Below are 26,729 nucleotides of genomic sequence, written 5' to 3' on the forward strand. Positions count from 1 at the left end.
TTTATGGCTGGTGCCTAACACCCACGAGTCGGTTGTAAAAATCGGGCAACTGTTTGGCCGGGAATACTGCCGGTTCGATGAGGCCGTGGTACGGTTGTACAAACCCGCTGCTACACCTGCCGAGGTAGAGCAGGCCACGAATCCGGCATGGCCACCACGCAGTAAACGCCCGACGGGAGTCCGGCCTTCCGGCTCGCACCGTTTGCCGTTTCGGTACGTACCGCCCGTGCGCGAGTACGACCGGCATCCGGTTATCGTGGCCGTCTGCGACGCCCTGCGTATCGGTAACTACAGTTATAAGACACTCAAGAACTACAAGCAGGCCCTGATTGCGCTGATTCGATATGCTGACCCTAAACCAGTTGAGGAGCTGACCAAAGCTGACTTTCAGAAATACCTGCTGTTTCTGGTAGATAAGAAACGCCTGCAAGCCGCTACGATCAACGTCCACATCAACTCGTGGAAATTTTACCAGGAGAAAGTACTGCAGCGCGACAAGGAGTTGTACGAGGTTCCTTACCCTCGACAGGCGCAAAAACTCCCTACGGTGTATAGCGTGGAGGAGGTTAAAGCCATTTTCAGGGCAACCACCAGCCTGAAATATCGGACGCTATTTCAGGTTGTGTACGGCACAGGCCTGCGTTTGAGCGAAGTGGCCAACCTTAAACTGACGGACCTTGACCGGGCCCGTCGATTGCTGACTGTACGAGCGGGTAAAGGCAAAAAAGACCGGATCGTGATGCTATCCGCCAAATTAGAGGACCATTTGAATGAGTATCTATCTCAATATCATCCGCGCACGTTCCTGTTTGAGGATGCCGAACGGTCTGAACCTTTGGCCAATCGTACTATTCAGCAGGTGTACAGCGATGTCGTTCGTTATGCGGGGATTGCTAAACGTGGAGGTATTCACTCGTTGAGGCACAGTTTTGCTACCCATCTGCTCGAAGGGGGCACTGATATCCGTACCATTCAGGCATTACTCGGTCATGAAAGCATTTTGACCACGATGCGTTACACGCACGTAACCGCCGACCGCATTGGCTCCCTTAAAAGTCCATTGGACCATCTGTAGCTGGATCATGACGACGGAGCAACGGGCGCAACTGGGCAAGGCTGTAGAATCGCCCCCTGAGAGAATACCCCTGGGTGTATCGCACAACGATTCGCTTATTTTTTCGAATTGAGCCTCTACCATCGTACCGATATAGTTGCTTATCGGCTCCGAAGAAATATCCGGGGAAACCTTCAATATCCCAAACTCGCACGATTAATAAATGGGCAGTAACTTTTCGGGGCATCCGTTTTGTAAATGATTGTTCAGTCACCTATTATTGTAACTGCCCAGTCAGACAATGGCAAAGGTAAAATAGTATGCCAGACTAAACCACATCCGCCTGAATAGTAGCAATTTGTGGTTTAGTAAACTTGCGTACAATATAGCGTTGGGTGTACTGGCCAAATAGTATTTCAAAGTCGGGTATCGTGCGACAGACCACACGTCTTAGAGGGCAGGTTTTTGCTCGTTCGGCGGGTTCCGGTTAACAGGGCGAACGCCTGAGGTAATTCAGCTTGACACTACTGAGATGAGTTTCGTGCGATGAATCAGAAGTTTAAATATTTTGTTTTATAGACTATTAATCAATCGTTGACAGAACCACATGGAGAATACATTTACGTCACCTCGCCAGCTTCCTCGTTTTGCAGACTTGTTAAGGGAAAGAGAATTAAGAATTAATATGCTCATAAATAATTTGAAACTAAATGATGTCAAAGAGGACGCGGTTTTTCAAAACACTGTCAAACGTATAAAAAGGGCAGTTTTGTTGCAGCCTGTTGTTTTTGGTGAACCGACGTTTGTTGACCATAGCTACGAAGAGAGACAACTCTCATTTCAGCAACAACTTTCTGGTTCAAGCTCGCATCGTTACACACATACCATTTCTGTTCCTTTTACAGGAGATAACGAGCTTTTCTCCTACGCTCCTGATAATTACTCCTTTTCAAGTTCTGACAGAGGGCTTATTTTACCTTATTCTGGTGGAATTACTGTTTATGTTAGCTTATCAGAACTCAATCCGGCCCAAGCTATTTCTCAAGCTCAGAAGGATTTGGATATGACATTCAGGCTAGTTGAAATTAACAATACATCATTGCAACATTGGTCAAAAAACATTGAAAGTATGATTGACCAACAGTTAAATCAAAAACGAGAGCAGCTTATTAATCTTTTCGGCAACAAATAACGATTTAAAAGAAGGCAAACTTACCTACGACAGGATGCTCGCCGGTGAGGAAGGGCTTCAGCCCAACAGACAGGGGGTGTAAAGGTGTGAAGTACGTCAGTTCAGGCAAGTGGCGTCCACACCATCAGCCCCCTGGGGCGTTGGGTGGTGCCAAAAAGCAGGGCTTCCATTTCCCGCTTCCGTGCGACAAGGGGCACGTCCCGTAACCGGGCGGTTTTTGCGCGTTAGGTGGCTCCGGTCGACACGAGAACCGCCCCGGTTGGGTCGGCAAAAAGCGTGTTCATAATGTAGCATTTGACACCAGAAACGTACCGGTTAGGCAAACCCACACTCATTTGGCGGCTTCCCTGCGACAGTAGAAGCGCTTACGTTGGAGTAGCTTTTTATCTTTCCATCTATGATTGACAAATCTGATAAGCTGATAATTTTCGATTTAGATGAAACACTTATTCATGCTACCGAACATGAGTTGAACAGGCCGTATGATTTGAAATTTGAGAAGTATTTTGTCTATCAGCGGCCTAACTTAAAGTCATTTTTAACCAACGTAGCAGACCATTTTACACTTGGCATTTGGAGTTCAGCAGACGATGATTACGTAACGGAGATTGTCAGAGGCATCATGCCCGACACTATTGACATGCTGGTGGTTTGGGGGCGGAGTCGTTGCAGCTACCGGCGCGATTTTGAGCGTGATACGTATTGTTTCGAGAAGCGTCTGGACAAGTTGAAAAAGCGTGGTTTCCGATTGGAGAAAATACTGATTGTGGATGACTCACCTGAAAAGTCACGCGCTAATTATGGGAATGCCATCCACATCAAGGAGTACACCGGTAGTGAAGATGACAACGAATTGGTAGTCTTGTTTGATTACTTACTGAGCTTAAAAGGGGTTGAAAACGTGCGAAGTATTGAAAAGCGAGGTTGGCGTAATCGGTTAGAATCGACATCAACCGACTGAGTACTGCGGGGGCGGCCGTCTTGCGACAGGCCGCGCGTCCCGAGGGAAAGCGGGGCAGCCCAACCAAATGAGGGTGTAAAGGTTGACGTTTCGTTCGTTTTCTTAAGCGTTTTCCTCATCCATCAACCCTCATGGTCGTTGGGTGCGGGTCTATCAAGTGCTTGTATGCTAGTGTTTTGGCGACAGGCCGCACGTCTCGAAGCCATCGGGCGGTCCGTTAGGGCAGTTTCGCATGACAGGCCGCACGCCTGAGTGAGGCAAGTTGAGGGCTTAAAGGTCCGTCTTTCGGCTGACAAGTCGCACGCCCCTGTAAGGCGGCTTCGGCACACATTTGCCCCCTTTGTCAGCAAACACTGTTTCAAATGCAAGACAAAAATCAAATTGCAGAAAGACTTTACCTTTTGAGATATTTATCAACTGATGATGATTGCAAGGAATTTGTTGAACTCGTTGATCAACTGCGCTTTTTCCCAAGTAGCGACTTTGATACAGAATACTTTCGTAGCTTAAGTATGATTTTTTTTGATCAAACCCAGAGCTATGAAGTTATGCAAGAACTACATACATTTCTTGAACAGAAATACCGGTTCCAGCGTACCTTGAGAGAGTTTTGGGTAAACCTGAAAGCATCTTATAAAAACTATTCTCATGCAATAGAGTGGTATCGCTTTTATCTAATGGGTGTTTACAGGGATGAAACCGTAAGATATGAGATTGATAATGAGATTAATAGCTCCACAGAGTTTGGCCTTTTTATCAAACCGATCATGACACAAATCAAAGATGAGCTTGAAAGCTGATCTGTGCCTCTACTCTTTGTGTGCCGTCGCTTTGGCGACAGGCCGCACGTCCCGAATCGAGACTGACAGCCCAACGTAGCCAAGTGTGTAAAGGTTGCGAGTTGCTCGTGTTCAGTTATCTTGCGTCCAAAGCCATCAACACTTGGGGGCGTTGGGTGATAGTCCAAAAAGTGCTGGCAGGGTAGCTTCCGGGCGACAGGCCAACCGCCCCGTTAGAGAAAGTTAAGTTTGCCGGGTAGTGTTCGTGCGACAAGGTGAACGCCCCTAAAATTCAGGTTTGAAAACGGCAGTATGGAAGAACAGATTGACAAAGATTGGAAGTTGAAGTTACGCTATGGCAAACTCCAAACTCCATTTCAACATTTTACCGTACTCGCTGAGGGTATTGTTGGTGATCTTGAAGAGGGGTTTTCTTGTCCCACAGGGAGTGCTTGGATGGGAATGAAGGTGTGGGCTACTGATTCTGAGGAAGCGGCTGATATGATACAGGTCATTGGTGAGAATATAGGCTTCACGGTGATAGGAAAGATTGAGGTTTATTCAACTGAACCCGTCCAGCCCCCAAGTGAAAATCCACATGGGTACGACATTCAGTTTACCCCATACAAAGAGGATTAAAAGTTAGTGTGCCGTGTTGCGGGCGACAGGCAGCACGCTGGTAGATCAAGATTTTCAGCCCAACCAAACGGGTGTGTAAAGGTTCAGGTACGTGTATTCAGTTTGTTGCATCGCCCACCATCAACACCCGTTGACGTTGGGTGCAACGTAATGAGCTGATAAAAAGCGTGTTTGAGGGCCTCGGTCGACAACAAGCGCGTCTCGACAGGCAGGCTTTTCGATTCGTTGGCGGTTTTCGGTCGACACGAGAAACATCTCGATTGAAAAGTTTAGGCTTACGAAAAGTTTAGGCTTACAAGGATGCGCCCCTTTGACAGACTAATTGCCCCTACTATGCAAACTGAGTTATGGAAAAAGCATATCGTATGCATCCTGGCTAAAAATCACAAATGCATAATCTATCACTGCTTCTTGCCACAATACTATTTGTCTGTTTGGGTTGTACTCCCTTTACTGAACGTGAGAAATATAAAAATGAAGAGTTCACCGCAATCGAATCAGTCGTTAATGAATACTTAAAGATTTACAGACTGCCCGAACTTCTAGACCAGACAAATTATCCGGGTTTGCCTCCGCTGCCTAAACCATCAATTGATACAATTGATGCAAAAGTTTATTTATCTGATGCTCTAATGCCCTTAGCCCAGACAAAAGAAGATGATGAATCGACATACCAGCCCGACAAAGCCAACTCCTTTGACGTAGTGTACAAAACACTAATGGCTTCTTCTACTTTTTCTGAGCTTGGCTATCGAGAATTTGAAAAAAAAGCAATCACTTTACAAAAGCCGTTTCGACAAATATATAGACCCAATAAGGATATAAAAGAGGAAGAACAATACTCAGAGATAAAGCTTTCAAGGGTATGTTTTAATGATAACCTAAATTGTGGTATGTTATATCTATGGTTTGGCCAAGGAAGTAATTATGCCACAACTAGCCATACAACCTTAGTTTTAATCGAGAAAAAGAAAGATAAATGGATCATTGTAGATGAAACATACAACAGAGGTAGAAAATAATATATATTTCGCTCTGTATGTGTCACCTGCCGGGCGACAGGACGCGCGTCCCTAAGGAAGCCGGGCAGCCCAACAAGAGCAGGTGTGTAAAGGTGTGAGCTGTAGCTGTTCAGTTAAGTGACTCGCTCACCATCAACACCTGCGGGTGTTGGGTGGTGCCAAGCAGTGAGTGCTTAAAGGTCCGGATTCTGTGTGGCAAAATACCCATCCGGCAACAGGGCGGTTTGGCTCGTCTGGTTGTTTCGGTCGACACGAGAAACGCCCCGTCATCCTACTTTAGGTTTACATTTCGAACTGGCTTGCGACAATATAAAAGCCTTGGATTAGCAGACTTTTAGAGCGTTGGGCAGTCCCTGTTGACAAGCCAACTGCTATATAATGTGAGCTTTAACAGGTTGAGCAGGTAGCGGATAATAGAATGAGTGCCCTATCAGTTTTAAAAGATGCTATTTTTGTACTGGAAATAACGTTAGAAATATTCAATGAATATCTGTTTTCACCATGTAGGCGAGCTCGGAGCAAGCAAAGATTTTCCTAAGACCGTGTATAACACAGTTTCTATTGAGGATATTATAAATTACATTCCAGACACAATAACCCAAAAAAGTAAAATAATAGATGAATTAAGATCGCGATTCCCGCAAGGTGAGGCCAATTGTTGGGGCGTACCCTCGGGCGCACGGAGCGTAATAAGAAATTTAAAGGAAAATGATGTTGTACTTTTAGTCGAAAAAGCAAGCATTAATGGAGGATTAGTACCAATAAAATGCAGAGTATTGGTATATCATGTAGTAGAGCTATATGGTTTATCTGAGGCACTTTGGGGGAGTGATAAATTTCCTTATATATTTTTCTTCAATACTGAAAGTTTAAATCTAGCATGGATTGATTTTATTAATCATATTAATTACAAGGAGAATTTTAGAGTGTGTGGACAATTAGGATAAACTTACCCAATCCTACGATCTTTGTGGCATGAGACGCTATGAGATCACCGAGCAGGAATGGACTAAAATCACCCCTCTTCTACCAGGACAGGCAGGCTCAGCAGGCCGAAAAGCACTCGATAACCGCTTGTTTATCAACGCCGTGCTCTGGATTGCCCGCTCGGGTGCGCCTTGGCGCGACTTGCCTGAACGCTTCGGCAATTGGAACAGCAACTACCGACGATTTCGGCGCTGGGCTCAGGCTGGGGTGTGGAAACAGGTCTTTGATGCCCTGCAAGAGCCCGACCTGGATTGGGTAATGATTGACTCGACAACGGTGCGAGCTCATCAACAGGCTGCTGGGCAAAAAAAAGTAGTCTCCAGCAACAAGCATTAGGCCGCTCACGGGGCGGCTTGACCACAAAAATTCATGCTCTGGTGGATGCCTTAGGCAATCCTATCCGCATTGAGTTAAGTCCTGGCCATGCGGGTGATGCGCCTTGCGCAGCCACCTTACTGGCTGACTGTGAGGCTTTTGCTGTGATTGCCGATAAGGCTTATGATGCCGATTGGTTGCTGGAAGGGTTGGCCCACAACGGTTGTGACGCGATCATTCCCTCCAAAGTGAATCGGGTGGAGCAGCGGGTAATCGATGAGAATTTGTACGCTGATCGCAACAAGATTGAACGCTATTTTAACCGCTTGAAACAGTATCGCCGGGTAGCAACTCGCTACGAAAAAACAGCCAGCAGCTTCTTGGCGATGGTTCATCTGGCTTCAAGTATGATTTTGTTGCTCTGATTGTCCACACACTCTAGACCTTCGGGTAATTTTTATTTAGTAAAAAGCGAGAGATTTAATAAGTATGGCGGTGAAAGTGGTTATCTACAATTTTTAGAAAAAGAATACACATTAGGTGAAGGAAATTCTTCTTTTGAAGAACCACGTGAAAATTACTCAGTAGACTCTAAAGAAATTAGAGAAATTGAAGAAAATACAGATTCTCTTTCAAAGACAGAAAAAGAGCAATTGATAAAGATTAGAATAGGTCAGTCTTCATTCAGAGAAAGACTCTTGTCACGGCATAAAGATTGTTTACTTTGTGGAATTGACAAAATAGACTTATTAGTGGCAAGTCATATTAAGCCATGGAGCCAATGCAAAAATTATGAAAAATTGGATGTAGAAAATGGTTTGATACTTTGCCCTCATCATGACAAGCTCTTTGACAAGTTTTTTATTAGCTTTGATTCCGAAGGAAATATTGCTATTTCCAAACATATTACCCTGAGTAATCAGGCCTTACTTAACCTCAAGGCAAGTATCAAAATTGAGTTATCCGATAAACAAAAGGAATATATGAAATGGCACTATGCTAATTTCAAACATAAGAATGTAGATTAAGGTCCGTCATGGGCAGTTATCCGTGGACAGGATGCTCGCCCCGCAGGAAAGTGTGCAGCCCAACCCAGCAGCTGTGTAAAGGTATCAGATACGGTAGTTCATTTTAACTTATGGGGTCGCTATCAACCCCTGCGGTCGTTGGGTGAACATTCAAGCATGTTCGTAGGCAGCTTTCCGGCGGCAGGTAGCGGGCCGCAGAGATCAGGCTTTCTTTGGGTATTGAGCGGGTTTCGGTTTGTCAACCGAAACCCGCAAAACACGTGCTTATTGTTATTAGCGTAAACATTTTAACTCAATAATATGAAAATTCTCTTCTCGGCTTTGCTGTGTATCAGCACATTATCAGGTTTTTCTCAGCAAAAATCGTTCGACATCGCCGTTAGCTATGGTGCTTATTATAGCCCCTCGTTTAAGCTTAACGAAAGAGATGAGTATTATGCTGTCGATTTTGACTATCATCTTACTGAGAGGTGGACGGTCTCATCCGGCTTTCTCAGAGGACGATTTAGGTATTATGACGACGTTCGTTCTAATGCACCTACAGCCGTTATTTACACCCGTGGCAATACAAACGCCCGAGGTTTCGACATACATGCCTACGGGATGGCCAAATATTCAGTTATTGCTTCCAGAGTTTTCACGGTACAGTTGGGCGCAGGTGTTGGACTGCTCACCCAACGGTTGGAGTACCCTTATCGTGAGCAATCAGGTCGGGGGGATGCGTTTATTATGCAACGTACAACGTCAAACATAGAATTTCCTTTGAGTGCAGAAGCTTATTATTTCATCGGAAGTCGATTAGGCATCGGGTTAAAAATAGGTAGCATTCTCAGGCCAAACTATCCGGTTGTGGGTATCCATCTGGGTCCGCAACTTAGGCTTCGTTTGTAAGGGATTTCGTTTCCGCTCCGCGTGGGGACCGTCTTGTGCGACAGGAAGCACGTCCCAAAGTCAGACATTCAGCCCAAAAGGTGCAAGTGACTCGCGTTCAGGCAACTGACTCGCTCGCCATCAGCCCTTTCGGGCGTTGGGTGCGTCGCCTAAGCAGTGCGTATTCGGCAGCTTCGTGCGACAAACAGCGCGGCTCAAAGACAGGCTTTAGGTCTCTATTTCCGGGTCGCGGCCGACAGGTTGCAGGCCGCAGAAGTTAGGTTTTTTCCTCGTTCAGCGGTTCGCAGTTGATAGGCTAAACGCCACGGGGAGAAAAGCGATGGGCTACGCGCTCGGTACAAAAGAAAAATTGCCAGCCGATAAAGATATGAAAAGACCTAACCATCTAGAAGAAACCTCTGAAAACAATGAAAGTAACAAACTTCGTTTACCTTCTGATGAAGACTATGAAAGGTTTTGGGCAGAAGTATTGGAAGAAACAAAAAGGCGTGAAATACAGGAGGGAGAAAGATTGCGGAAGATACGAAAGAATTTACCTCCTGATAGTGAGTTGACTAAGTCGTTAGAATAGACGATTTGTTCGCTCCGCGTGGGCAGGTTGCCTGGTGACAGGTTGCCCGTCGTAGAAGGAAGGTTTCAGCCCAACTCAAACAAGGGTGCAAAGGTCAGCGGCACGTTGTTTGCGTTCAGTAGAGTTACGGCCATCAACACCCGTTGGCGTTGGGTGAACATTCAAGCATGTTCGTAGGCAGCATTCCGGCAACCGGGCAAACGCCCATAGTAAACGAGTTAACAGAACCTGTAAATTCATAAGAAAATGAAAGAGTATAAAGTTGAAATCGTGCGTTACATCCAAAACACATTCGATTCGAATAAGGCCATCTTGGAAGCCAAAGCCGAAGCTCAAACAAAACTTGATGAATATGCTTCTAAAGGGTATAGGTTAGTCTCCACAACGGCCTCGGATTCAGCTACGATTTATCTGTTCTTTGAAAGAGACATTTAGCAGGGCATTGCTCCGCGTGGGCGGCTCGTAGAGCGACAGGCCGTCAGGCCCGTCAACTCAACCAGCAAGGGGGCAAAGGTGGTAACTTACCTGCGTTTAGCTTATCTTGTGTCTAACACCCTCATTAGTGGTGGGTGCTGACAACGAGTCGTTTAGAAGCCATCATCTTCCTAGCCGCGAATATGACACGATTACTCATCTTGTTGAGTGGGGCACTATTGGGATTGGGTCCGCTACTAAGTTGCCAACCGAAGCAGAAACCGGCTGACAATCCACCCACCTCGATCGTCGTTTGTGGTACCATGCCAACGGACAAGGACTGGTACGGCGCTAACGAAAAAGCCATGCTCTTCGACAGCATAGGCAATATCCATTTCCCCATCACAACCCGGAGTCAGGAAGCGCAGCGGTATTTCAATCAGGGCCTTATGTTGGCGGTGGGGTTTAACCATGCCGAAGCCGCCCGGTCGTTTTACGAAGCTACCCGGTTAGACTCAACCTGCGCGATGGCCTACTGGGGGTTCAGCTACGTGCTGGGACCAAACTACAATGCGGGCATGGAACCGGACAACTACGAGCGGGCCTATACGGCTATTCAGCAAGCAATCAGGTTGTCCGGCCATTGCACCGATAAAGAAAAAGCGTTGATTCAGGCACTGGCGAAACGCTACCCAGCCACACCCGTCGATGATAGGAAGCCATTTGATGAGGCCTATTCTACCGCGCTCAGGCAAGTCCACGAACAGTTTCCCGACGACGCGGATATTGCCGGGTTCTACGCAGAATCGTTGATGGACCTGCATCCGTGGGATTTGTGGGAAAAAGATGGGCGCCCGAAGCCCTGGACGCCCGCTATCGTGACGGTGCTGGAAACGTTGATGGCTCGCAATCCCGACCACATTGCCTTGAACCACTATTATATCCATGCCGTAGAGGCCTCTCCAACACCGGAACGCGGACTACGAAGTGCGGCTATTCTGGGTAAGGTAGCTCCGAGGGCCAGCCATCTGGTCCATATGCCGTCGCACATTTACATCCGAACGGGCAACTACCACGAAGGGTCGATACGCAACCAGCAGGCCGTAGCCATTGATAGTATCTACCTGATGAACAAACACGCTCAAGGCGCGTTTCCCTTGGTCTACTTTCCGCACAATTACCACCTGCTGGTTGCCACCGCCACGCTCGAAGGCAACTACGCCTGGGCTATGCGCTCGGCGCAAAAGACAGCCGAAAACACGAATAAAAAATGGATGGCTCAGCCTGCCTGGTGCGCCCTTCAGCATTACTACACCATTCCCTACCACGTAGCCATTAAGTTTTCCCGATGGGATGAAGTCCTTCGGATGTGCAATGCCGACACGGTCCGGTTGGCTTATCCCACCGCTATCCGTCATTACGCCCGTGGATTAGCGTTGGTCGGTAAAGGGCAACTGGCCCAGGCAAAGCTGGAATTGCAACAACTTGACCAGTTAACCGCCAACCCTGACATGGGCAAGCTGCTGGTTGGGCCCGTCAATTCGATGCGTTCGATTCTGGAAATCGCCCGTCGGGTGTTGAAGGCCGACATTCTGGCGAACGAAGGTCAGTTAGATCGTAGCATTGGGATATTACGGGAAGCCGTTGCGCTCGAAGATGCTCTGGGCTATAACGAGCCACCCGACTGGTTTTTCCCGGTGCGCCACACCTTAGGGGCCACGCTGTTGAAAGCGAAACGGTATGCGGAGGCTGAAGCCGTTTTTGCGAAAGACCTAACGATATTTCCCCGCAATGGCTGGGCATTATCGGGCCTGCATCAAGCTCAATTAGGGCAGGGATTGACCGATAAAGCCAGGCAAACGCGGGTTACCTTGACACAGGCCTGGAAATGGGCTGATAACGACCTGAAGGCCAAAATAGGTCTGATGTAAAGGCAACTCAACCAGAAAAAAGGTGTAAAGGCATAACATACCTGATAATTAGCTACCTTAGGGTCACCCTCAGCCTCCAGGGGTGTTGGGTGCAGTTCCTGAAATTGTGAAGCCGCATTTTGCCGACCTGTCAGCAAACAGTGTGTTGGTTACATCACAGAACTTTCACCTTTATATTTTTATGAGACGGGATTATATTGCCTTTATAGGCCTTGGTCGGAGTCGTCTTCTTAGGCTTAGCCGCTTCGGGCCGGAGTAATGTCTACTATGGCATAGCTGTTATTTTCTTCATTGTTGCTTTTATCCGTAAACGTCGGCTCACAAAGCAGTAATGGCATTGTGTCCACTCCGCGTGGGCGGCTAGCCGGGCAACAGATCGTTACTATTGTCGCTGTTGGTCCACGTATAGACATCTACGACTTGTTGAAGCGACGTGTAGATTAACCTGCTTACCCTCCATCCCCAACACCATGTTTACCCTCTCGTTATCCCCGCTCGAAGTCCTGTTTGCGTTACTGATTTTGCTCAATGTAGCTGGCATTGCCAATCTGATCTGGAGCTACAAAACGAAAAACAAATCATCTTAGGCAAAACGGTTTACCTGCGGCTTATTTTCATATCTTGTCAGAAACTAAGCAGCTAATTATAGAACAAAAGCTATTTACGTTTCTGTTAGCGGCTCCAGCTGACCACACCGTATGTATATGCCCAAACTATTACCTACCCTGATTTTTATCCTTCTCTGCGCAAACATCGCCCTTGGCCAATCTGCTCTACCGGGCCAACAAGTTGTTGTCAACAACGGGATTGGGTTAGGCTCGGCCATTGCCGTTGCTATTTCATGGTCGCGCAACAAGTCGATTCTGTGGGCCATTATTCACGGGATTCTGGGTTGGCTAGATGTCATTTTTTACTTTTTTACCCGCCCCGACAAATAGCCACCTGTGGCCCCGGTGGCGTTTTTATCCATTCTGTTTAACCAAACCGTTTGTCAACCATGAAAGCAACACTGCTGGGGTTACTCTGTTTCACCCTAAGTTCTACAGGCTACGCCACCGGCGACCCGGTTCTACGAGTTGAAAAAACATTCACCGATTCACAGATTCGTGCGGTTGAGCGTCAGGCAAGTCAATCGTACGGTGTGAAGGTGCAGGTTCGCGTCCTGTCGCGCAACGCACGCAACGAGATTACATACCTGTCGTTTGTCCGGTACGGGCAGGATGGCAAGGAAGGCGGTGGTTGCTCATCGGATAAGTTTGGGGTATTGATTATCACAAAGTCGGGCTGCCAGATTGCCGACGCGGGCTTTGAGTCCCAGTTACCGATGCCGGAGAAGTAGGCAGGCGAAAGTCATGTGCCGCAACAGCCAATAGCGATAGAAACCGGCCCCATTTGGCTTTATCAATCAGCCAATTGTAAACCGCTCCCTACTCGATGAAATCCATCCGCCAACGGCTGTTGATCGCTCCCCTACTCGTATTGCTGGCCTCGCTTTGCTTTGCCCAGAATGATAGTAAGCTCATTAAAGAACGTGTCGTAGCCGACCTCATGGCCGAGCGGGTCAACGACAACCAGGTCGAGACCATTCTGGCCAAAATGAACGAAGACGGCAGTTTTAAGGGCATCAACTACGCCGACCTGAGCCGCACGGCGAGTTTCCCCCACGGAGGGCACACCCGCGACCTGGTCACGATGGCGAAGGCCTACAAAAGCAAAGCCTCGAAATACTACCGGAGCAAAGCCCTGAAAGATCAGATTATCAGGGGACTTACATTCTGGGTGGAAAACGATTTCGTGGGCGACAACTGGCACGACAATCAGATTACGACCCCGACCAACCTCGGCAACCTGATGCTCGTGATTGGCGATGAACTCCCCAAAGACCTTGTAGCCAAGGCCCAACCCATGATTGGCCGCGCTAACATGAATGCGTCGGGCGCGCGGCCGAGTGGCGACCGCGTGGTAATTGCCGGTATTCTGGCCAAAAACCTACTTTTTCAGGGTAACTTTCAGGAGTTCGACAAAATCATCAAAATCATTGAGGGCGAGCTGAAGTTTTCGACCGGCGAACGGGGTATGCAGCACGACTACAGCTTCCACCACCGCGTCGACCGGGTCAACAACACCTCGTCGTACGGGTACGGCAAATATGCCAACGCATTTGGCGAATGGTCGTATTATGTGTCGGGTACGAAGTATGCGTTTGCGAAAGAGAAAATAAACCAACTGATTGATTACTACCTCGATGGTATCTACAAGCAGATGGTGTACGGGGTTTACGAAGACATCAGCGTAAAAAACCGGAGTATCTCCAGCAAAGCCAATTTTGCGCCCCATAGCACCCTCGAAATCGAACGGGTGATGGTCAGCACCGACTACCGCAAGGCCGAACTCGAAGAGATTATCCGGCTGCGCAAAGGCACGGCCAAGCCCTCGGCCTCGTTTGCCAAATTCTTCTGGCAGAGCGAACATTTTGTATTTCAGCGGCCCGGTTTTTACACCACCGTTCGGATGTACTCGACCCGGAACCGCAACATGGAAGAGCCCTACAACGGGCCGGGCAAAACCACCCACCACCGGGCCGACGGCACCAACTACCTTATGCTCAAGGGCAATGAGTACCACAACATTTGGCCGGTTTACAACTGGCAGCGAATTTCGGGCACGACCATCCTGCAAAAACCGGAGCTACCCGGCCCCGATGCCATTCAGAAAGATGGCCTGACCGATTTTGTAGGGGCCGTAACCGATGGGCTGTACGGGGCCGTTGTGTTCGATTTCAAGAGCCCGCACGATGGCGTAGAAGCCCAGAAATCGTGGTTTTTCTTCGATAACGAGTACGTATGTCTCGGCTCCGACATTAAGTCTAAACCCGACCTGCCGGTAGTTACGACCGTCAATCAGGTTCTGATGCGGAGCGATGTGCGTCTGATGCAGACCGGCGCGCCCGTCACCCTGCCCAAAGGCAGCCGGCCGCTCGACAATGTCAAATGGGTACACCACGACAACGTGGGCTACATTTTCCCGAACCCCGCCAAGGTTCACCTCTCGAACCAGGCCGAAACCGGGCGATGGTCGGATATCACCGATCAGAAAAACATCAGCAAGGAACTCGTTAGCGAGGATGTTTTTGCGTTATGGTTCGATCACGGCAAGAAACCGACTGGGGCTTCGTACGAATACATTGTGGTGCCCGGCGTGACCGAGCAGCAACTAAGCGAGACAGCCGGCACGAACCGGTCGATTGAGATTCTGGCTAACACCTCGGATGTGCAGGGCGTACGACACAAAGGATTGGGCCTTACGCAATTGGCCTTCTACAAGGCTGGTACGCTCGACATCGAAAAAGGGGTACAAGTAAGTATGGACAGTCAGGGTATGGCTATGCTGAAGCTGGAAGGCGGTCGGCTGAAAGAGCTGACCGTAGCCGACCCATCGCGGAAGCTGAACCGAATCGGGATCTCAGTAACGGGCATTTACACCGGCAAAGGCGACCACTACCGCACACTGGTCAATGAGGGACAGAACAGCACTTTGTTTATTGTCGATCTGCCCCAGAACGTGTACCTCGGCAAGAGCGTACATCTGAAGGTACAGTAATAGCCCATCGGCTACGACCCGATTCTGCCTTACGGCTCTATGTACCAACGGACCTGTCTCGCCCGAATAGTTTGGTGCGGGAACAGGTCCGATGTATTTCGGTGCCCAGCTATGAAATACGGCGCAGATTTAACGGCAGTTTCTACGTATTTCTTGACTTAAGTTAACGAGTTGAGCGGGTCGGCCGTCCTAATTTTGTACGAACAGACCAATCTGCAATGCGTTGACAATGAAAGCTGTTATGTACCGTACCTATGGTCCACCTTCAGTACTCCATGTGTCGGAACTGGAAAAGCCGGTTCCGAAGCCCCACGAAATGCTGGTTCGGGTGTATGCCTCGACCGTTACGTCGGGGACTATCTGGCTGCGACGTGGTGTTTTTCCCGGTTCCAGACTGTTTACGGTAATGCTTCGGCTGATGGCGGGCATCTTCCGGCCCCGTCGGCCCGTACCCGGCATTGAGTTTGCGGGCGTAGTGGAGGCCGTTGGCGACCGGGTCACTAGGTTCCGCCCCGGCGATGCGGTGTACGGCACCACTACGGGCTTACAACAAGGGAGCTATGCCGAATACCTATGTGTGCCCGAATCGTGGCGCGGTGGCGTAGTAGCCCCCAAACCAGGCCGCCTGACGTTTGCCGAAGCCGCTGCCCTGCCCGTTGGTGGCATGACGGCCCTCGCTTTGCTCAACCGGGTGGGCAACCTGCATGGCCGAACCGTGCTCGTCTACGGGGCGTCGGGTAGCGTGGGTACGTATGCCGTGCAACTGGCCACCTACCTGGGGGCATCGGTGACCGGGGTGTGTAGCACGGCGAACGTAGCCCTCGTTCGGTCGCTGGGCGCCGACGAAGTGCTGGACTACACCCAGACGGACCTTACCCAACTGGGCCGTCGGTTCGATGTAGTGGTCGATGCCGTGGGCAAACTACCGACCTCCTGCCGAAACGCCCTGCTAAACCCAAGCGGACGGTTTGTGTCGGTCCTGTCAATAACTGGTGAGCGCACTCATTATCTGGAGAAGTTGCATCACCTGGTAGAAGAAGGCCGGCTCAAGCCCGTCATTGACAGCACCTACCCGCTGGACCAAATTGTGGCGGCTCACGACTATGTCGATTCAGGCCGGAAGAAAGGAAACGTAATAGTCGACATCCTGGCGGCTGGCCGGAAGCCGCTCATGCATGCGCTGTATGCGTTCGGCTTGTTCATCGTAGCCGTAAGCTGTGCTCCCGGCAACGTTCGGCTGAAAAGTGGGCACCCGGACAACCCGCTCCTGGAGAGCCTTTATCGGAAAGACGTAGCCATCCGGAAATTAGATGCCGAAACCGATACGGTTAATCTGGAGCGGTACGATAAGGTGCACCGGGAAAGCGTGTTTGCACTGATTGCTGACAATAAAGTCAGAACCCCGCTGGATAAGCTGCGGGCCGCCTGGATTTTACAGCATACGGCGGCCAAACTGTGTGAGGGGGTCTTAACCAGTTTAAGCCCGGAGAATTTTTTGTTAGCCTACAAGCTGTCTTCCAGCAGCCTGCGCGATCTTGAACAACAAAATGACACGGCCACCCTTCGGACCTACAGCGTAGCCAGAGTGGTAGCGTTGAACTATGACAGGTATCTGTTGTACACAGCTGGCTACCAGAAGTTTGGCACTCAGTTTGTCTTTGACGACAAAACGGGGGAAATGTTGCTGGCACCCATTGACACCACCCTGGCCACGGATGAAGAACGAAAAAAGTATCAGGTAGCCCCGTTACAGCAGTTACGGGCCACTTATAAGGTAAAATCGAAGTAAATGATACGCCATTACACGCTCTGGTTCTTCGTCCTGCTGGCCGGGGTGACCAACGCCCAAAACCCGGCGCTACTCAGGCAACAGATTAAGCGAGTGCTGGACGAAGAAAAGCTGGTGGGAGCCGTTTGGGCTACCGTCGATTCGGCGGGGCAAATCGCCGTAGATTGTGCAGGCTACCGAAACAAACCTGCCGGGCAACGGCTCCGCCCCACCGACCGGGTGCATGTGGGGTCTGTTGCCAAGACCGTTCTGTCCGTGGGTATGCTGCGGCTGGCCACCGAAGGCAAACTCGACCTGAGCGCACCTCTTAGCCGCTATCTGCCCGACCTGCCCCTGCAGAACCCCTGGGCCGCTACGGACCCCGTGCGGGTAGAGCATCTGCTCGACCACAGGGCGGGGCTGGAAGACCTCCGGCTGTGGCATCTGTTCAGCAACAAAGCAACCCCCGATACGCCCCTGTCCGAGGTGTTCCGACGCGACCCCTCGGTGCTGCGGGTGCGCACCCGCCCCGGCCATTCGTTTTCTTACTCTAACATTGGCTTCACACTGGCCGCAATGGTGATTGAAGCCGTTACCAGCCAACGCTACGAAATTTACCTCGACGAGCAGTTGCTCAAACCACTGGGCATGACGCAGAGTACGTTTCAGTTTGTGAGTCAGACCACCGACCCATCACTGGCCTATGGGCACCTGGACAAGGGTGAACTGGCTCCGGCTATGCCCGTTTTTGTGCGACCCGCCACCCAACTCACCACCACCGGCCACGACATGGGCGTGCTGATGCGTTTTCTGATGGGCAACGGCAGCCTGAACGGCCAACCCTTTATTGACCCGGCTTTACTGGCGCAGATGGGCAGGCCTGTGGGCACCGAGTCGGCCCGGCGGGGCATCATAACGGGCGACCGGCTGGGGCTGGTCACTCGCGACCGGCACGGGGTAGTTGGGCTGACGCATTCGGGCAGTATGGTGGGCTACAACGCTATGCTCTATCTGTTCCCGAAGCAGAAAAAAGCATTTTTTATCACCCATAACATGGACAGCGAAACCGCCAATTACGATCGCTCAAACCAGGTGCTGATTCAATACATGAACCTGCCCCGGCATAGCCCGCAACCCGCCATTCAACCCCTGAGCCGTGATTTGGTGGAGTGGACCGGCTATTACCTCCCGGCGGTGGCCAAGCTCGAACCCCTGGCCCTGCTCGACCTGTATTTTAACGTCCGGCAGGTGCGGACGGAGGGGAATCAGGTGGTAATCGAACCGATGCAGAAGAAGGCCATCCGCCTGAATCAGGTAGGCGAAAACCAGTTTCGGATTGAAGGGCGGTTGTTCCCGTCGATGGTCGCTTTCCGTGACGATGAGGGGCGCATGACGCTGGTCACCGACGGTCAAATGCCCTACCGAAAAACGTCGGGGCTGGCCGTTTGGGGGGTTTGGCTAAGCCTGGGGCTGGGCGCGTTGGGACTGGTCTGGCTGCTGCTGTCGGGCTTTGTTCAGTGGTTCCGGCGGGGTGCGTCGGTTCGGCATCGGCCCATTGTCTGGGCATGGCTGGGTATCCTGCTGTTGCTGGTTCCGGTGCCGTTTCTGGCTACTCAGTCGTTCACGACCTGGGGCGACCTCACAGCGGGTAGCGGTCTGCTGGCCTTGGTAACGGCTTTGCTGCCCCTTTGCCTGCTGCTGACCGGCTGGCGGCTCTGGCGGGCAGGCTTTGCATCGTTTGGGGCCAAACTCGACGGACTGGCGGTGTTGCTATCGCTACAGGCTACTGGACTTCTGGTTTATTGGCATCTGATCCCGTTCCGGCTGTGGGTCTAAACACAACTTATATGCGCCACCTTCACTACGTTGCCGGTCTGACGATCGCCGTGTTTGTCGGCTTTCACCTGCTCAACCACCTCGCCAGCCTATACGGCCCTGAGCAACACATTGCTATGATGCACACGCTTCGTAGCGTATACCGCCATCCGATGGTAGAGATGCTGCTGTTGGGAGCGGTGTTGGTACAGATGGTGTCGGGCTGGCGGCTTTTCCGGGCTACAAGCCACACGGCTGTTACGTTCTTTCAAAAGCTCCACCGCTGGACAGGCCTTTATCTGGCCGCATTCCTACTGATTCACCTAAGTGCGGTGCTGGGCGGACGGTTGGTGCTGCACCTCGATACCAACTTTTACTTCGGCGTAGCGGGGCTGAACACCTTCCCGTTCAACCTGTTTTTTGTGCCCTATTATGGCCTGGCCATCGTCTCGTTTTTCGGGCACGTTGCGGCCGTTCACCACAAGAAGATGACCCGAACCGTTGCGGGCCTGTCGCCAACGGCACAGGCCGGGGCTATTCTGGCAGTGGGTGCGGTGCTGACAGTCGTAATCTTCTACGGGCTGACCAACGGTTTCCGGGGCGTTGCAATACCGGCAGCGTATGGAGTACTGGTAAACCAATAACCTATGAAAAAGAACCATCGTGTATGCCTAAACCTGGCGTTGGCTCTGCTGAGCTGTTTTACAACCGCCTTCGCCCAACAACCGGCACCGGCCGACAGCCTTTACGCGATTCAGGACAGTGTGCCCATTCCGACGCGGAGCGGCATAGCCATTTCGGCAATCATTGTCCGCCCAAAAGCGGCTACCGCTCCGCTACCCGCGCTGCTATTTTACACGACCTATCATCAAGGGGCGGGCGATGCCATCTTCGGCAAACGCTCTGCCGATAGAGACTATGTCGGGGTAGTAGCCTATGCGCGGGGTATCCGAACGGACATTCGTCAGTACGCGCCCTATGAGCACGAACAAACGGACGTTTACGACATCATCGACTGGGTGAGCAAGCAGCCGTGGTGCAACGGAAGCGTAGGGATGTATGGCGGAAGCTATACGGGTTTCTCGCAGTGGGCAACGGTCAAAAACCGTCATCCGGCCCTGAAAACCATTGTTCCGCAGGTGGCCGTTATGCCGGGTTTCGACACACCCATGGAAAATAATGTTCAGTCGAATCTGGGTTTGTACTGGCCGCACGACAACATCTATAAAAAAGAGCCTATCCGCCGAAGCCTGCCGTTCGAGTGGTTCGAGAGCGGTATTGCCTTTGGGAGCCTGGATAGTCTGGCGGGCTACCGGAACGAGATTTTTCAGAAATGGCTGCAACACCCCGCCTACGACAGTTACTGGCAATCGATGGTTCCGACGCCGGCCGAATACAGCCGAATCGACATCCCGGTTCTGACCACAACGGGCTATTACGACGGTTCGCAGCTTAGTGCCCTTGAATACTTCCGGTTGCACACGCGCCATAACCCCAATGCCAACCACTACGTCGTCATCGGGCCGTACGACCATTGGGGCGGGCAACGCCGACCTGCCGAAACCCTGATGGGGTATGCCATTGACAGCGTAGCCAACGTAAGCATGCAGGAGTTGGCCTACCAATGGCTCGACTACGTACTGAAAGGAAAGCCCAAACCCGCCCTGCTCAAAGACAAGGTGACCTATCAGGTTATGGGAACCAACACCTGGAAACACGCGCCCTCACTGCGCGCCATGAACAACGATACGCTGACGTTTTATCTGGACCAGCAAACACTAAGCACTGTAAAGCCCAAAAAGCAGGGTGCCCAAAAACAGACGGTAGACTTTCGGGACCGGCAAAGCCAGAACAACTATTTCACGCCCGAAATCATGTTCGATACGCTCGATGCGAGCAATGGCCTGGTCTTCACATCAAAGCCACTGGCGCATGCCCTTGCATTGAACGGTGCGTTTTCGGGCAAGCTCTGGGCTACCATCAACAAACGAGACATGGACGTGTCGTTGGCCCTCTACGAACGCCTGCCCAACGGCCGCTATTTTTTCCTGACTCGTTACGTTGGCCGAGCCAGTTACGCCAGGGACAATACCAAACGGCAGCTACTGACGCCCAACAAGCGAGCAGAAATTCCCTTCGAAAAAACGCGGTTCGTGAGTAAGAAGATTAGCGCCGGCAGTCGGCTAGTGATCCTGCTCAACGTCAATAAGCACCCTTTCGAGATCATCAACTATGGTTCGGGTAAGCCCGTATCCGCCGAGACAATCCGCGACGCCGGCCAACCGCTACAGATACAGTGGCACAACGACAGCTACATTCAGATTCCGGTATGGAGGTAATGCCAAAACTCAGAACGGAAACGTCAACAACGAATGCCCGCTCGCGGTGTGTATATCGCGCCAAACCCGGCCCAGCTCCGTGCCAGCCTTAACGGTGTCCAGCCCCCCGTACGGAAACAACCGATCGACCACCTCCCGCGCCGTGTGCGCCAGTTGGCGACTTTGACTACTCACTTGCCGAAGCGTCGGCTCGGTTATCTCGCCCGAAGCGGCCAGTTGGCGGCACGACTCGGCCACCGCTTTGTAAAACAGGTCCCGATGGGAGAGAAACAGCGCTCGTTGGGTGCTCATCGCCTGCTCCACGTACCGGACCTGCTCGGGGGTGAAGCTTCCGCCACGCACCCGACTTTCGACACGCTCACCGATCAACGCCAGAAAATGCCGGGCCATACCTGAGAAGTTGACCGCTAAGGTAGCCTCGGCCAATTGCAGAAACGGGTAGTTGCCAACGTTGATCGGTTGTTTGAGCGGGCTGTTGATGTCGAAACTGTGCTCTTCGCGCACGGTCAGTCCGCGTACGGCAAACCCGTGACTACCTGTACCAACCATGCCCACCGCCGACCACGTAGGCAACCGCTCAACCTGATCGGCGGTGAACAGAAACGAGCGAATCAATGGCTGACCGCTTTCGGTGAGCACCGGCAGGCCGTTGGGCGTACGTATCCGGCAGTTGGCCGTAAAATGGGTTGCGTGCAGCGCGCCCGTTGCGTAGGGCCACGCCCCCTCCACCACGTAGCCCCCGGCGGTTTGGGTAGCCGTACCGCTTGCGGCCCCGCTTCCGGTTACGCAGGCATCGGACCGGTTAAAAACCTCCCGAACCAACGCTTCAGTCCAGAAACCCGCAAACCACGATGCCCCACTGCATAGGGTCACTACCCAGCCCGTGCTACCATCGGCTTCGGCAATGGATTCAAGGATTCCTAACAACGACGGCAGGTCAATATCAACACCGCCAAGATGGGCAGGCAAATACAGCTTGAACAGCTTTTGGGTGTAAATCAGGTCCAGAATCTGAGGGCTCAGTTGGCCCGCTTCTTCGGACGGAGCCGCGTAGTTGCGGACAACGGTGGCGTAGTCGGGGGCGAGGTAAGAGTTCATGCGTCAATCTGGGCAGATGGCATCCGTTAAGTTAACCAAACCCGAAAGAGACTAACGAATACATGGGTATTCCGGGCTTCAACGCACGAATCTGGCTCGACAATAGCTACGAACCGACGATAACCCTTAAATTTACAATTTATCAGTCAAATAATTACATCAACAACGCGATCAGGTTACTGTCTTCACATGAGCTGGGCACTCGTTCGGATGCTATTTTTGGCCTTACTTCTGCCGATCGGGGCAGCGGGGCAGGAGCTTATACCTAATGGTAGTTTCGAAACGTTTGACAACTGCCCGCAAAAAGACAATCTGCTGTTTGAGGCCCGCCCCTGGTATAACCCGAACAAGGCCACGCCCGACTTTTACCATTATTGTTTCCCGACCGCACAGATTGAGGTTCCGCCCCGAACCGGTAGCGGCTTAGCCCGTTTATTTATGGATTTTGGCTGGGCCGAATACCTCTCTACCCCGCTCAAAGAGCCACTGAAGGCGGGCGAAGCCTACCAGTTCGAACTGTACGTCAGCTCGGCAACACCCAACCGCTACCCGGCCGAGTCGTTTGGAGCTTACTTTTCAACACAGGCTCTGTCGTCGGCCGAAAAAGACCTGCTCACGCTCACAGGCAAACCCCAGTTCATTGACAATGTACCGCAACGGCTCACCAAGCGGTTTGGCTGGGAGAAAGTGGGCGGCTGCCTAACCGCCAGGGGGGGCGAAAGCCACGTGACCATCGGCAACTTCAGCAAGCTACCCGTTTCGCTCGGCCTGGGGTACTACTATCTGTTTGTCGATGATGTATCGCTGGTGCCTATTCGGATGAATCTGGGCAAAGACACCACGCTCTGCGGGGCCAAAAGCACCCTTCTGCTCAATGCCGAAACGCCCGGCGCGATCGAGTACAAATGGAATAATGGCAGCTCCGCCCCCACCCTGCGGGTAGCCAAACCGGGCAAATACTGGGTTGAGGTGACTACCCCCTGCAAAGTGCTGCGCGACACCATCACGGTGAACTACCGGCTCGATTTCAGCCTCGGTCCCGACACGACCCTCTGCGATGCCGCCACGCTCCCACTGCGCGTTTCCCAAACTGGTACGTACCAATGGCAGGACGGCAGTACCCAAAACAACTTTCTGGTGAAACAGGCCGGTACGTACCGGGTGCAGGTGGCCGACGGGACGTGTACCGTAAGCGATACCATTCGGGTGCGGTACGTGCGTGCCCCCCGGCTCGATCTCGGCCCCGACCAACAGTTGTGCGGTACAGAAGTGTACACAGTGTTGCCGACCATAGCCGAAGGCAAATTCCGGTGGCTCGACCCCTACGAGCAAGTCGACCGGGTAGTGGCCCAGTCGGGGGTGTACCGGGCGGCCGTCACCAACGACTGCGCCACCGTCACCGACTCGGTACGGGTCGACTACAACGGTTGCGAGTGCACTATTTTTACACCCGATGCCTTTTCGCCCAATGCCGACGGGCTCAACGATCTGTTTACGCCTGTTGCCTGCAACGACATCCGGGTGCAGTCGTTGGCGGTGTACAACCGATGGGGCGAACTCATTTTTCAGACCAGCCGCCCGCCGTTTGCGTGGGACGGCACCTTCCGGGGGGCACCCTGCCCCGCGGCCGTGTACACCTGGCACATCGACTACCAGATTCAACAGGCCGACAAACCCGCCGAGGCCCGTAAAATGCAAAATAGGCTACTACTTGTGCGGTAGCTATCCACCTTCTCTTCCCCGGCCGTGTCTATCCGCTCTGAACTCAACGCTATCACCCATCGCCTGCTCGACACGGCCCCGACCGATTACGGCACCCTGCATGCTGTTTGCCACGAACTGCATGACTTTTGGGTCCAGACAACCCGCATTGACCCACACGACCCGGATAATCGGAAAAACCGGGTGCATTCGGATATGAGCACCGAAATCACCGTTTATCAGGACGTCGTTCTCAATTTCAACCAAAGTGGCCTGACCATGCCATTCCCGTTGAGGCAGTTTTCGGGGAAGATTCCCGCGCAGATGCGTTTCGAGTACAACGTAGATCGGGTGCCGGGTTTGCGGGTTACGGCCCTGCCCGACTAAAGACCCGATCTGCCCTACTGATCCGGTCAATTTGTGTTTATGTCTCCCATCACGCTATCACCAGCGTCTGCGCTCACCGAGACCTACGGGCAGGTCAGGGCGTGGACCGAACGGCTATGCGCTTCGCTCGAAATTGAAGATTATGTCGTGCAGCCCGCCCCCGACGTCAGCCCGGCCAAATGGCATTTGGGCCACACAACCTGGTTCTGGGAAACGTTCGTACTGGTACCCCATGCGCCCGGCTACACCCTCTTTCACGACGATTTCAGCTTTGTGTTCAACAGCTACTATGAGTCGGTAGGTCGGCGGGTGTTGCGCACGCAACGAGGCAACCTGAGCCGCCCCACGGTGGCCCAGGTGTACGCATACCGGGCCTACGTCGACCGGGCGATGGCTCAGTTTCTGGAGCAAAACTCACTCGCACCCGAGCTGGAAGCCCTCATTAGGCTGGGACTCAACCACGAGCAACAGCATCAGGAACTGCTGGCTACCGACATCAAATACACGCTGGGGCACAATCCACTGTTTCCCGCTATCGACCTGCCGGTGGCCGAACAAGCGCCCGACCGGCCAATCGAACCAATCCGGCTGAGGGCGGGGGTGTACCCGATTGGCTTTCGGGCAGGCGACGGCCCATTCTGTTTTGATAATGAGCTGGGCGCACACTCGGTGTATCTCAACGGGGCCACCCTGAGCGGCCAACTAGTGAGCAATGGCGACTACCTAGCGTTTATCGAAGCGGGCGGGTACGCACAGTTTAGCTACTGGCTGGCCGATGGCTGGGCCTGGGTGAACACCCAGCAGATTACGGCTCCGCTCTACTGGCACCGGATCGACGGGGAATGGTACCACTATACCATTCAGCATGGCCTACAGCCTATTGACCCGGCGCTGCCCGTTTGCCACGTCAGCTATTACGAGGCCGACGCCTACGCCCGCTGGCGGGGCACACGCCTGCCTACCGAAGCTGAATGGGAAGTAGCCGCCCGCCAGCAGCCCGAACTGGCCTGGGGCCTGCGCTGGGAGTGGACGGGCTCGGCTTACCTGCCCTATCCCGGATTTAGCACCGCCGAAGGGGCCGTAGGCGAGTACAACGGCAAGTTTATGAGTGGGCAGATGGTGCTGCGCGGAGCTTCCGTAGCCACCCCCGAAGGCCACAGCCGCCCCACATATCGCAACTTTTTTCAACCCGACAAACGATGGCAGTACACCGGCATCCGGCTCATTCTGAGCTAACCGCTACCCCCGACGCCCCCAACCGGCTTGATCTGGCCCGGGAAGTACGCGAAGGGTTGAACAAGACTCCGAAGCGCATCTCGTCGCGTTTTTTCTACGATGCCGAAGGAAGCCGTCTGTTTGCCGAGATCATGCACGCACCCGAGTACTACCTGACCCGGTCGGAGTACGAGATTCTGGATACCCACAAGGCTGATCTTCTGCACTGCTTTAGCCACGATGGCAAACCTTTTGAACTGATCGAGCTGGGCGCGGGCGATGGTCTGAAAACCAAGGTATTACTGGCTCACTTTGGGGCGCAAAACGCTTCGTTTACGTACGCCCCCGTCGACATATCGGCCGATGCACTCCGGGACCTTACAACCGACATACAATCGCAGTGGCCACTGCTGGCCATTGCCCCCCAGCATGCGGAGTACCTCACGGCAATTGCGCAACTGAGCCGACGGCGGGCCAACGAAGGCACCCGAAGCCGGTTGGTGGTGCTTTTTCTGGGCTCGAATATTGGCAACTTCGCCCCGGCCGACGCCATCGACTTTTTCAGGACCATCAGCGAGGCTTTACACCCCGGCGACCTGATTCTGACGGGTTTCGACCTGCAAAAACACCCGGCCGTGATTCATGCCGCCTACAACGACCGACAAGGACTCACCAGGGCATTTAACCTGAATCTACTCCGCCGAATCAACCGTGAACTGGGTGCCAATTTCGACCTGTCGGCTTTTGATCACTACGAAACGTACAGCCCCGAAACCGGCGAAGCCCGTAGCTATCTGGTCAGCCAGAAAAAACAGACCGTGACCATTGACGACCTCCGCCAGACAGTCGTTTTTGAACCGGGGGAAGTCATTCATACCGAAATTTCGCGCAAGTTCACCCGGCCCGACATTGAGCACCTGGCCCGCCAGTCGGGGTTTGCGGTAACCGAGTGGTTTACCGATTGCAAGCACTACTTCGCCGACGTGCTTTTCCGGAAACAATAAACACCCAAAAAAACTGAG

The 26,729-nt window shown here is 52.3% G+C and carries 25 protein-coding genes; 24 read left to right on the forward strand and 1 reads right to left on the reverse strand.

Annotated elements, in window-relative coordinates; all coding sequences use genetic code 11:
• Positions 1 to 10 precede the first annotated feature (10 nt).
• From RUDLU_RS0104255 to RUDLU_RS0104355, 20 genes are all read left to right on the forward strand, one after another.
• Positions 11 to 1,075: a tyrosine-type recombinase/integrase gene (locus tag RUDLU_RS0104255; RefSeq protein ID WP_019987113.1), complete on the forward strand. Its 1,065-nt coding sequence runs from the start codon at positions 11 to 13 to the stop codon at positions 1,073 to 1,075.
• Positions 1,076 to 1,661: 586 nt separating this feature from the next.
• Positions 1,662 to 2,246: a hypothetical protein gene (locus RUDLU_RS29585; protein ID WP_019987114.1), complete on the forward strand. Its 585-nt coding sequence runs from the start codon at positions 1,662 to 1,664 to the stop codon at positions 2,244 to 2,246.
• Positions 2,247 to 2,643: 397 nt separating this feature from the next.
• The gene (locus tag RUDLU_RS0104265; protein WP_019987115.1) at positions 2,644 to 3,207 is read left to right on the forward strand and encodes an HAD family hydrolase; all 564 of its coding nucleotides are present in this window, start codon (positions 2,644 to 2,646) and stop codon (positions 3,205 to 3,207) included.
• A 362-nt stretch (positions 3,208 to 3,569) separates the two neighbouring features.
• The gene (locus RUDLU_RS0104270; protein ID WP_019987116.1) at positions 3,570 to 4,007 is read left to right on the forward strand and encodes a hypothetical protein; all 438 of its coding nucleotides are present in this window, start codon (positions 3,570 to 3,572) and stop codon (positions 4,005 to 4,007) included.
• 291 nt (positions 4,008 to 4,298) lie between these two features.
• Positions 4,299 to 4,625, forward strand: a complete 327-nt coding sequence (locus tag RUDLU_RS30130; RefSeq protein ID WP_019987117.1) for a hypothetical protein — start codon at positions 4,299 to 4,301, stop codon at positions 4,623 to 4,625.
• Between the two features lie 389 nt (positions 4,626 to 5,014).
• Complete coding sequence (locus RUDLU_RS0104280) at positions 5,015 to 5,647, forward strand: hypothetical protein (protein WP_019987118.1); 633 nt, start codon at positions 5,015 to 5,017, stop codon at positions 5,645 to 5,647.
• Positions 5,648 to 6,129: 482 nt separating this feature from the next.
• On the forward strand, positions 6,130 to 6,594 hold the full coding sequence (locus tag RUDLU_RS29595) for a hypothetical protein (RefSeq protein WP_157580087.1): 465 nt from the start codon (positions 6,130 to 6,132) through the stop codon (positions 6,592 to 6,594).
• Positions 6,595 to 6,622: 28 nt separating this feature from the next.
• Positions 6,623 to 7,374, forward strand: a protein-coding gene (locus tag RUDLU_RS29160; RefSeq protein ID WP_152127412.1) for an IS5 family transposase whose coding sequence is annotated in 2 segments (ribosomal slippage) — positions 6,623 to 6,959 and positions 6,959 to 7,374 — 753 coding nt in all. Because the reading frame shifts where the segments join, the coding sequence is not laid out codon by codon here.
• The gene (locus tag RUDLU_RS29600; protein ID WP_157580088.1) at positions 7,375 to 7,977 is read left to right on the forward strand and encodes an HNH endonuclease; all 603 of its coding nucleotides are present in this window, start codon (positions 7,375 to 7,377) and stop codon (positions 7,975 to 7,977) included. It begins immediately after the preceding gene.
• A 300-nt stretch (positions 7,978 to 8,277) separates the two neighbouring features.
• Entirely contained in the window at positions 8,278 to 8,868 is a 591-nt protein-coding gene (locus RUDLU_RS0104300) for a hypothetical protein (protein ID WP_019987122.1), read from the forward strand.
• Between the two features lie 319 nt (positions 8,869 to 9,187).
• Complete coding sequence (locus tag RUDLU_RS29605; protein ID WP_157580089.1) at positions 9,188 to 9,439, forward strand: hypothetical protein; 252 nt, start codon at positions 9,188 to 9,190, stop codon at positions 9,437 to 9,439.
• Between the two features lie 246 nt (positions 9,440 to 9,685).
• Positions 9,686 to 9,874, forward strand: coding sequence for a DUF4177 domain-containing protein (locus RUDLU_RS0104310; RefSeq protein ID WP_019987124.1), 189 nt, complete (start codon positions 9,686 to 9,688; stop codon positions 9,872 to 9,874).
• Between the two features lie 302 nt (positions 9,875 to 10,176).
• Complete coding sequence (locus RUDLU_RS0104315) at positions 10,177 to 11,784, forward strand: tetratricopeptide repeat protein (protein WP_019987125.1); 1,608 nt, start codon at positions 10,177 to 10,179, stop codon at positions 11,782 to 11,784.
• A gap of 704 nt (positions 11,785 to 12,488) precedes the next feature.
• Complete coding sequence (locus RUDLU_RS26930) at positions 12,489 to 12,722, forward strand: hypothetical protein (protein WP_211220195.1); 234 nt, start codon at positions 12,489 to 12,491, stop codon at positions 12,720 to 12,722.
• Between the two features lie 59 nt (positions 12,723 to 12,781).
• A complete protein-coding gene (locus RUDLU_RS0104330) occupies positions 12,782 to 13,123 on the forward strand; it encodes a hypothetical protein (RefSeq protein ID WP_019987128.1) in 342 nt (113 codons plus the stop codon).
• Positions 13,124 to 13,218: 95 nt separating this feature from the next.
• Positions 13,219 to 15,384, forward strand: a complete 2,166-nt coding sequence (locus RUDLU_RS0104335) for a polysaccharide lyase family 8 super-sandwich domain-containing protein (RefSeq protein WP_019987129.1) — start codon at positions 13,219 to 13,221, stop codon at positions 15,382 to 15,384.
• Positions 15,385 to 15,613: 229 nt separating this feature from the next.
• Positions 15,614 to 17,173: an NAD(P)-dependent alcohol dehydrogenase gene (locus RUDLU_RS29165; protein ID WP_019987130.1), complete on the forward strand. Its 1,560-nt coding sequence runs from the start codon at positions 15,614 to 15,616 to the stop codon at positions 17,171 to 17,173.
• The gene (locus RUDLU_RS0104345) at positions 17,174 to 18,988 is read left to right on the forward strand and encodes a serine hydrolase domain-containing protein (protein WP_019987131.1); all 1,815 of its coding nucleotides are present in this window, start codon (positions 17,174 to 17,176) and stop codon (positions 18,986 to 18,988) included.
• Positions 18,989 to 18,999: 11 nt separating this feature from the next.
• Positions 19,000 to 19,611 (forward strand): succinate dehydrogenase/fumarate reductase transmembrane subunit, encoded by a 612-nt coding sequence (locus RUDLU_RS0104350; RefSeq protein ID WP_019987132.1) that lies wholly within the window; start codon positions 19,000 to 19,002, stop codon positions 19,609 to 19,611.
• A 3-nt stretch (positions 19,612 to 19,614) separates the two neighbouring features.
• On the forward strand, positions 19,615 to 21,306 hold the full coding sequence (locus RUDLU_RS0104355) for a CocE/NonD family hydrolase (protein WP_019987133.1): 1,692 nt from the start codon (positions 19,615 to 19,617) through the stop codon (positions 21,304 to 21,306).
• A gap of 9 nt (positions 21,307 to 21,315) precedes the next feature.
• Here RUDLU_RS0104355 and RUDLU_RS0104360 read toward each other — a convergent pair whose 3' ends face one another.
• Entirely contained in the window at positions 21,316 to 22,404 is a 1,089-nt protein-coding gene (locus RUDLU_RS0104360; protein WP_019987134.1) for an acyl-CoA dehydrogenase family protein, read from the reverse strand.
• Between the two features lie 189 nt (positions 22,405 to 22,593).
• On the opposite strand from RUDLU_RS0104360, the gene RUDLU_RS0104365 reads away from it, so the two are divergent.
• From RUDLU_RS0104365 to egtD, 4 genes are read left to right on the forward strand one after another with little or no spacing between them, the layout of a single operon-like run.
• Positions 22,594 to 24,126, forward strand: coding sequence for a T9SS C-terminal target domain-containing protein (locus RUDLU_RS0104365; RefSeq protein WP_019987135.1), 1,533 nt, complete (start codon positions 22,594 to 22,596; stop codon positions 24,124 to 24,126).
• A 24-nt stretch (positions 24,127 to 24,150) separates the two neighbouring features.
• The gene (locus tag RUDLU_RS29610) at positions 24,151 to 24,492 is read left to right on the forward strand and encodes a hypothetical protein (protein WP_019987136.1); all 342 of its coding nucleotides are present in this window, start codon (positions 24,151 to 24,153) and stop codon (positions 24,490 to 24,492) included.
• 39 nt (positions 24,493 to 24,531) lie between these two features.
• Positions 24,532 to 25,728: an ergothioneine biosynthesis protein EgtB gene (egtB, locus tag RUDLU_RS0104375; protein WP_019987137.1), complete on the forward strand. Its 1,197-nt coding sequence runs from the start codon at positions 24,532 to 24,534 to the stop codon at positions 25,726 to 25,728.
• Positions 25,692 to 26,711 carry an L-histidine N(alpha)-methyltransferase gene (egtD, locus tag RUDLU_RS0104380; RefSeq protein WP_019987138.1) on the forward strand — a complete coding sequence of 340 codons (1,020 nt, stop codon included), beginning with the start codon at positions 25,692 to 25,694 and terminating at the stop codon, positions 26,709 to 26,711. The genes egtB and egtD overlap by 37 nt, the downstream gene beginning before the upstream one ends.
• The last annotated feature ends 18 nt before the right edge of the window (positions 26,712 to 26,729 follow it).

Source organism: Rudanella lutea DSM 19387 (assembly GCF_000383955.1).
In the GTDB taxonomy this organism is placed as follows: domain Bacteria; phylum Bacteroidota; class Bacteroidia; order Cytophagales; family Spirosomataceae; genus Rudanella; species Rudanella lutea.

Coding starts and splice junctions, on each gene's coding strand:
- RUDLU_RS29585 (WP_019987114.1), top strand. CDS start 1,662: ATGGAGAATACATTTACGTCACCTCGCCAGCTTCCTCGTTTTGCAGAC.
- RUDLU_RS0104265 (WP_019987115.1), top strand. CDS start 2,644: ATGATTGACAAATCTGATAAGCTGATAATTTTCGATTTAGATGAAACA.
- RUDLU_RS0104270 (WP_019987116.1), top strand. CDS start 3,570: ATGCAAGACAAAAATCAAATTGCAGAAAGACTTTACCTTTTGAGATAT.
- RUDLU_RS30130 (WP_019987117.1), top strand. CDS start 4,299: ATGGAAGAACAGATTGACAAAGATTGGAAGTTGAAGTTACGCTATGGC.
- RUDLU_RS0104280 (WP_019987118.1), top strand. CDS start 5,015: ATGCATAATCTATCACTGCTTCTTGCCACAATACTATTTGTCTGTTTG.
- RUDLU_RS29595 (WP_157580087.1), top strand. CDS start 6,130: ATGAATATCTGTTTTCACCATGTAGGCGAGCTCGGAGCAAGCAAAGAT.
- RUDLU_RS0104300 (WP_019987122.1), top strand. CDS start 8,278: ATGAAAATTCTCTTCTCGGCTTTGCTGTGTATCAGCACATTATCAGGT.
- RUDLU_RS29605 (WP_157580089.1), top strand. CDS start 9,188: ATGGGCTACGCGCTCGGTACAAAAGAAAAATTGCCAGCCGATAAAGAT.
- RUDLU_RS0104310 (WP_019987124.1), top strand. CDS start 9,686: ATGAAAGAGTATAAAGTTGAAATCGTGCGTTACATCCAAAACACATTC.
- RUDLU_RS0104315 (WP_019987125.1), top strand. CDS start 10,177: ATGCCAACGGACAAGGACTGGTACGGCGCTAACGAAAAAGCCATGCTC.
- RUDLU_RS26930 (WP_211220195.1), top strand. CDS start 12,489: ATGCCCAAACTATTACCTACCCTGATTTTTATCCTTCTCTGCGCAAAC.
- RUDLU_RS0104330 (WP_019987128.1), top strand. CDS start 12,782: ATGAAAGCAACACTGCTGGGGTTACTCTGTTTCACCCTAAGTTCTACA.
- RUDLU_RS0104335 (WP_019987129.1), top strand. CDS start 13,219: ATGAAATCCATCCGCCAACGGCTGTTGATCGCTCCCCTACTCGTATTG.
- RUDLU_RS29165 (WP_019987130.1), top strand. CDS start 15,614: ATGAAAGCTGTTATGTACCGTACCTATGGTCCACCTTCAGTACTCCAT.
- RUDLU_RS0104345 (WP_019987131.1), top strand. CDS start 17,174: ATGATACGCCATTACACGCTCTGGTTCTTCGTCCTGCTGGCCGGGGTG.
- RUDLU_RS0104350 (WP_019987132.1), top strand. CDS start 19,000: ATGCGCCACCTTCACTACGTTGCCGGTCTGACGATCGCCGTGTTTGTC.
- RUDLU_RS0104355 (WP_019987133.1), top strand. CDS start 19,615: ATGAAAAAGAACCATCGTGTATGCCTAAACCTGGCGTTGGCTCTGCTG.
- RUDLU_RS0104360 (WP_019987134.1), bottom strand. CDS start 22,404: ATGAACTCTTACCTCGCCCCCGACTACGCCACCGTTGTCCGCAACTAC.
- RUDLU_RS0104365 (WP_019987135.1), top strand. CDS start 22,594: ATGAGCTGGGCACTCGTTCGGATGCTATTTTTGGCCTTACTTCTGCCG.
- egtB (WP_019987137.1), top strand. CDS start 24,532: ATGTCTCCCATCACGCTATCACCAGCGTCTGCGCTCACCGAGACCTAC.
- egtD (WP_019987138.1), top strand. CDS start 25,692: ATGGCAGTACACCGGCATCCGGCTCATTCTGAGCTAACCGCTACCCCC.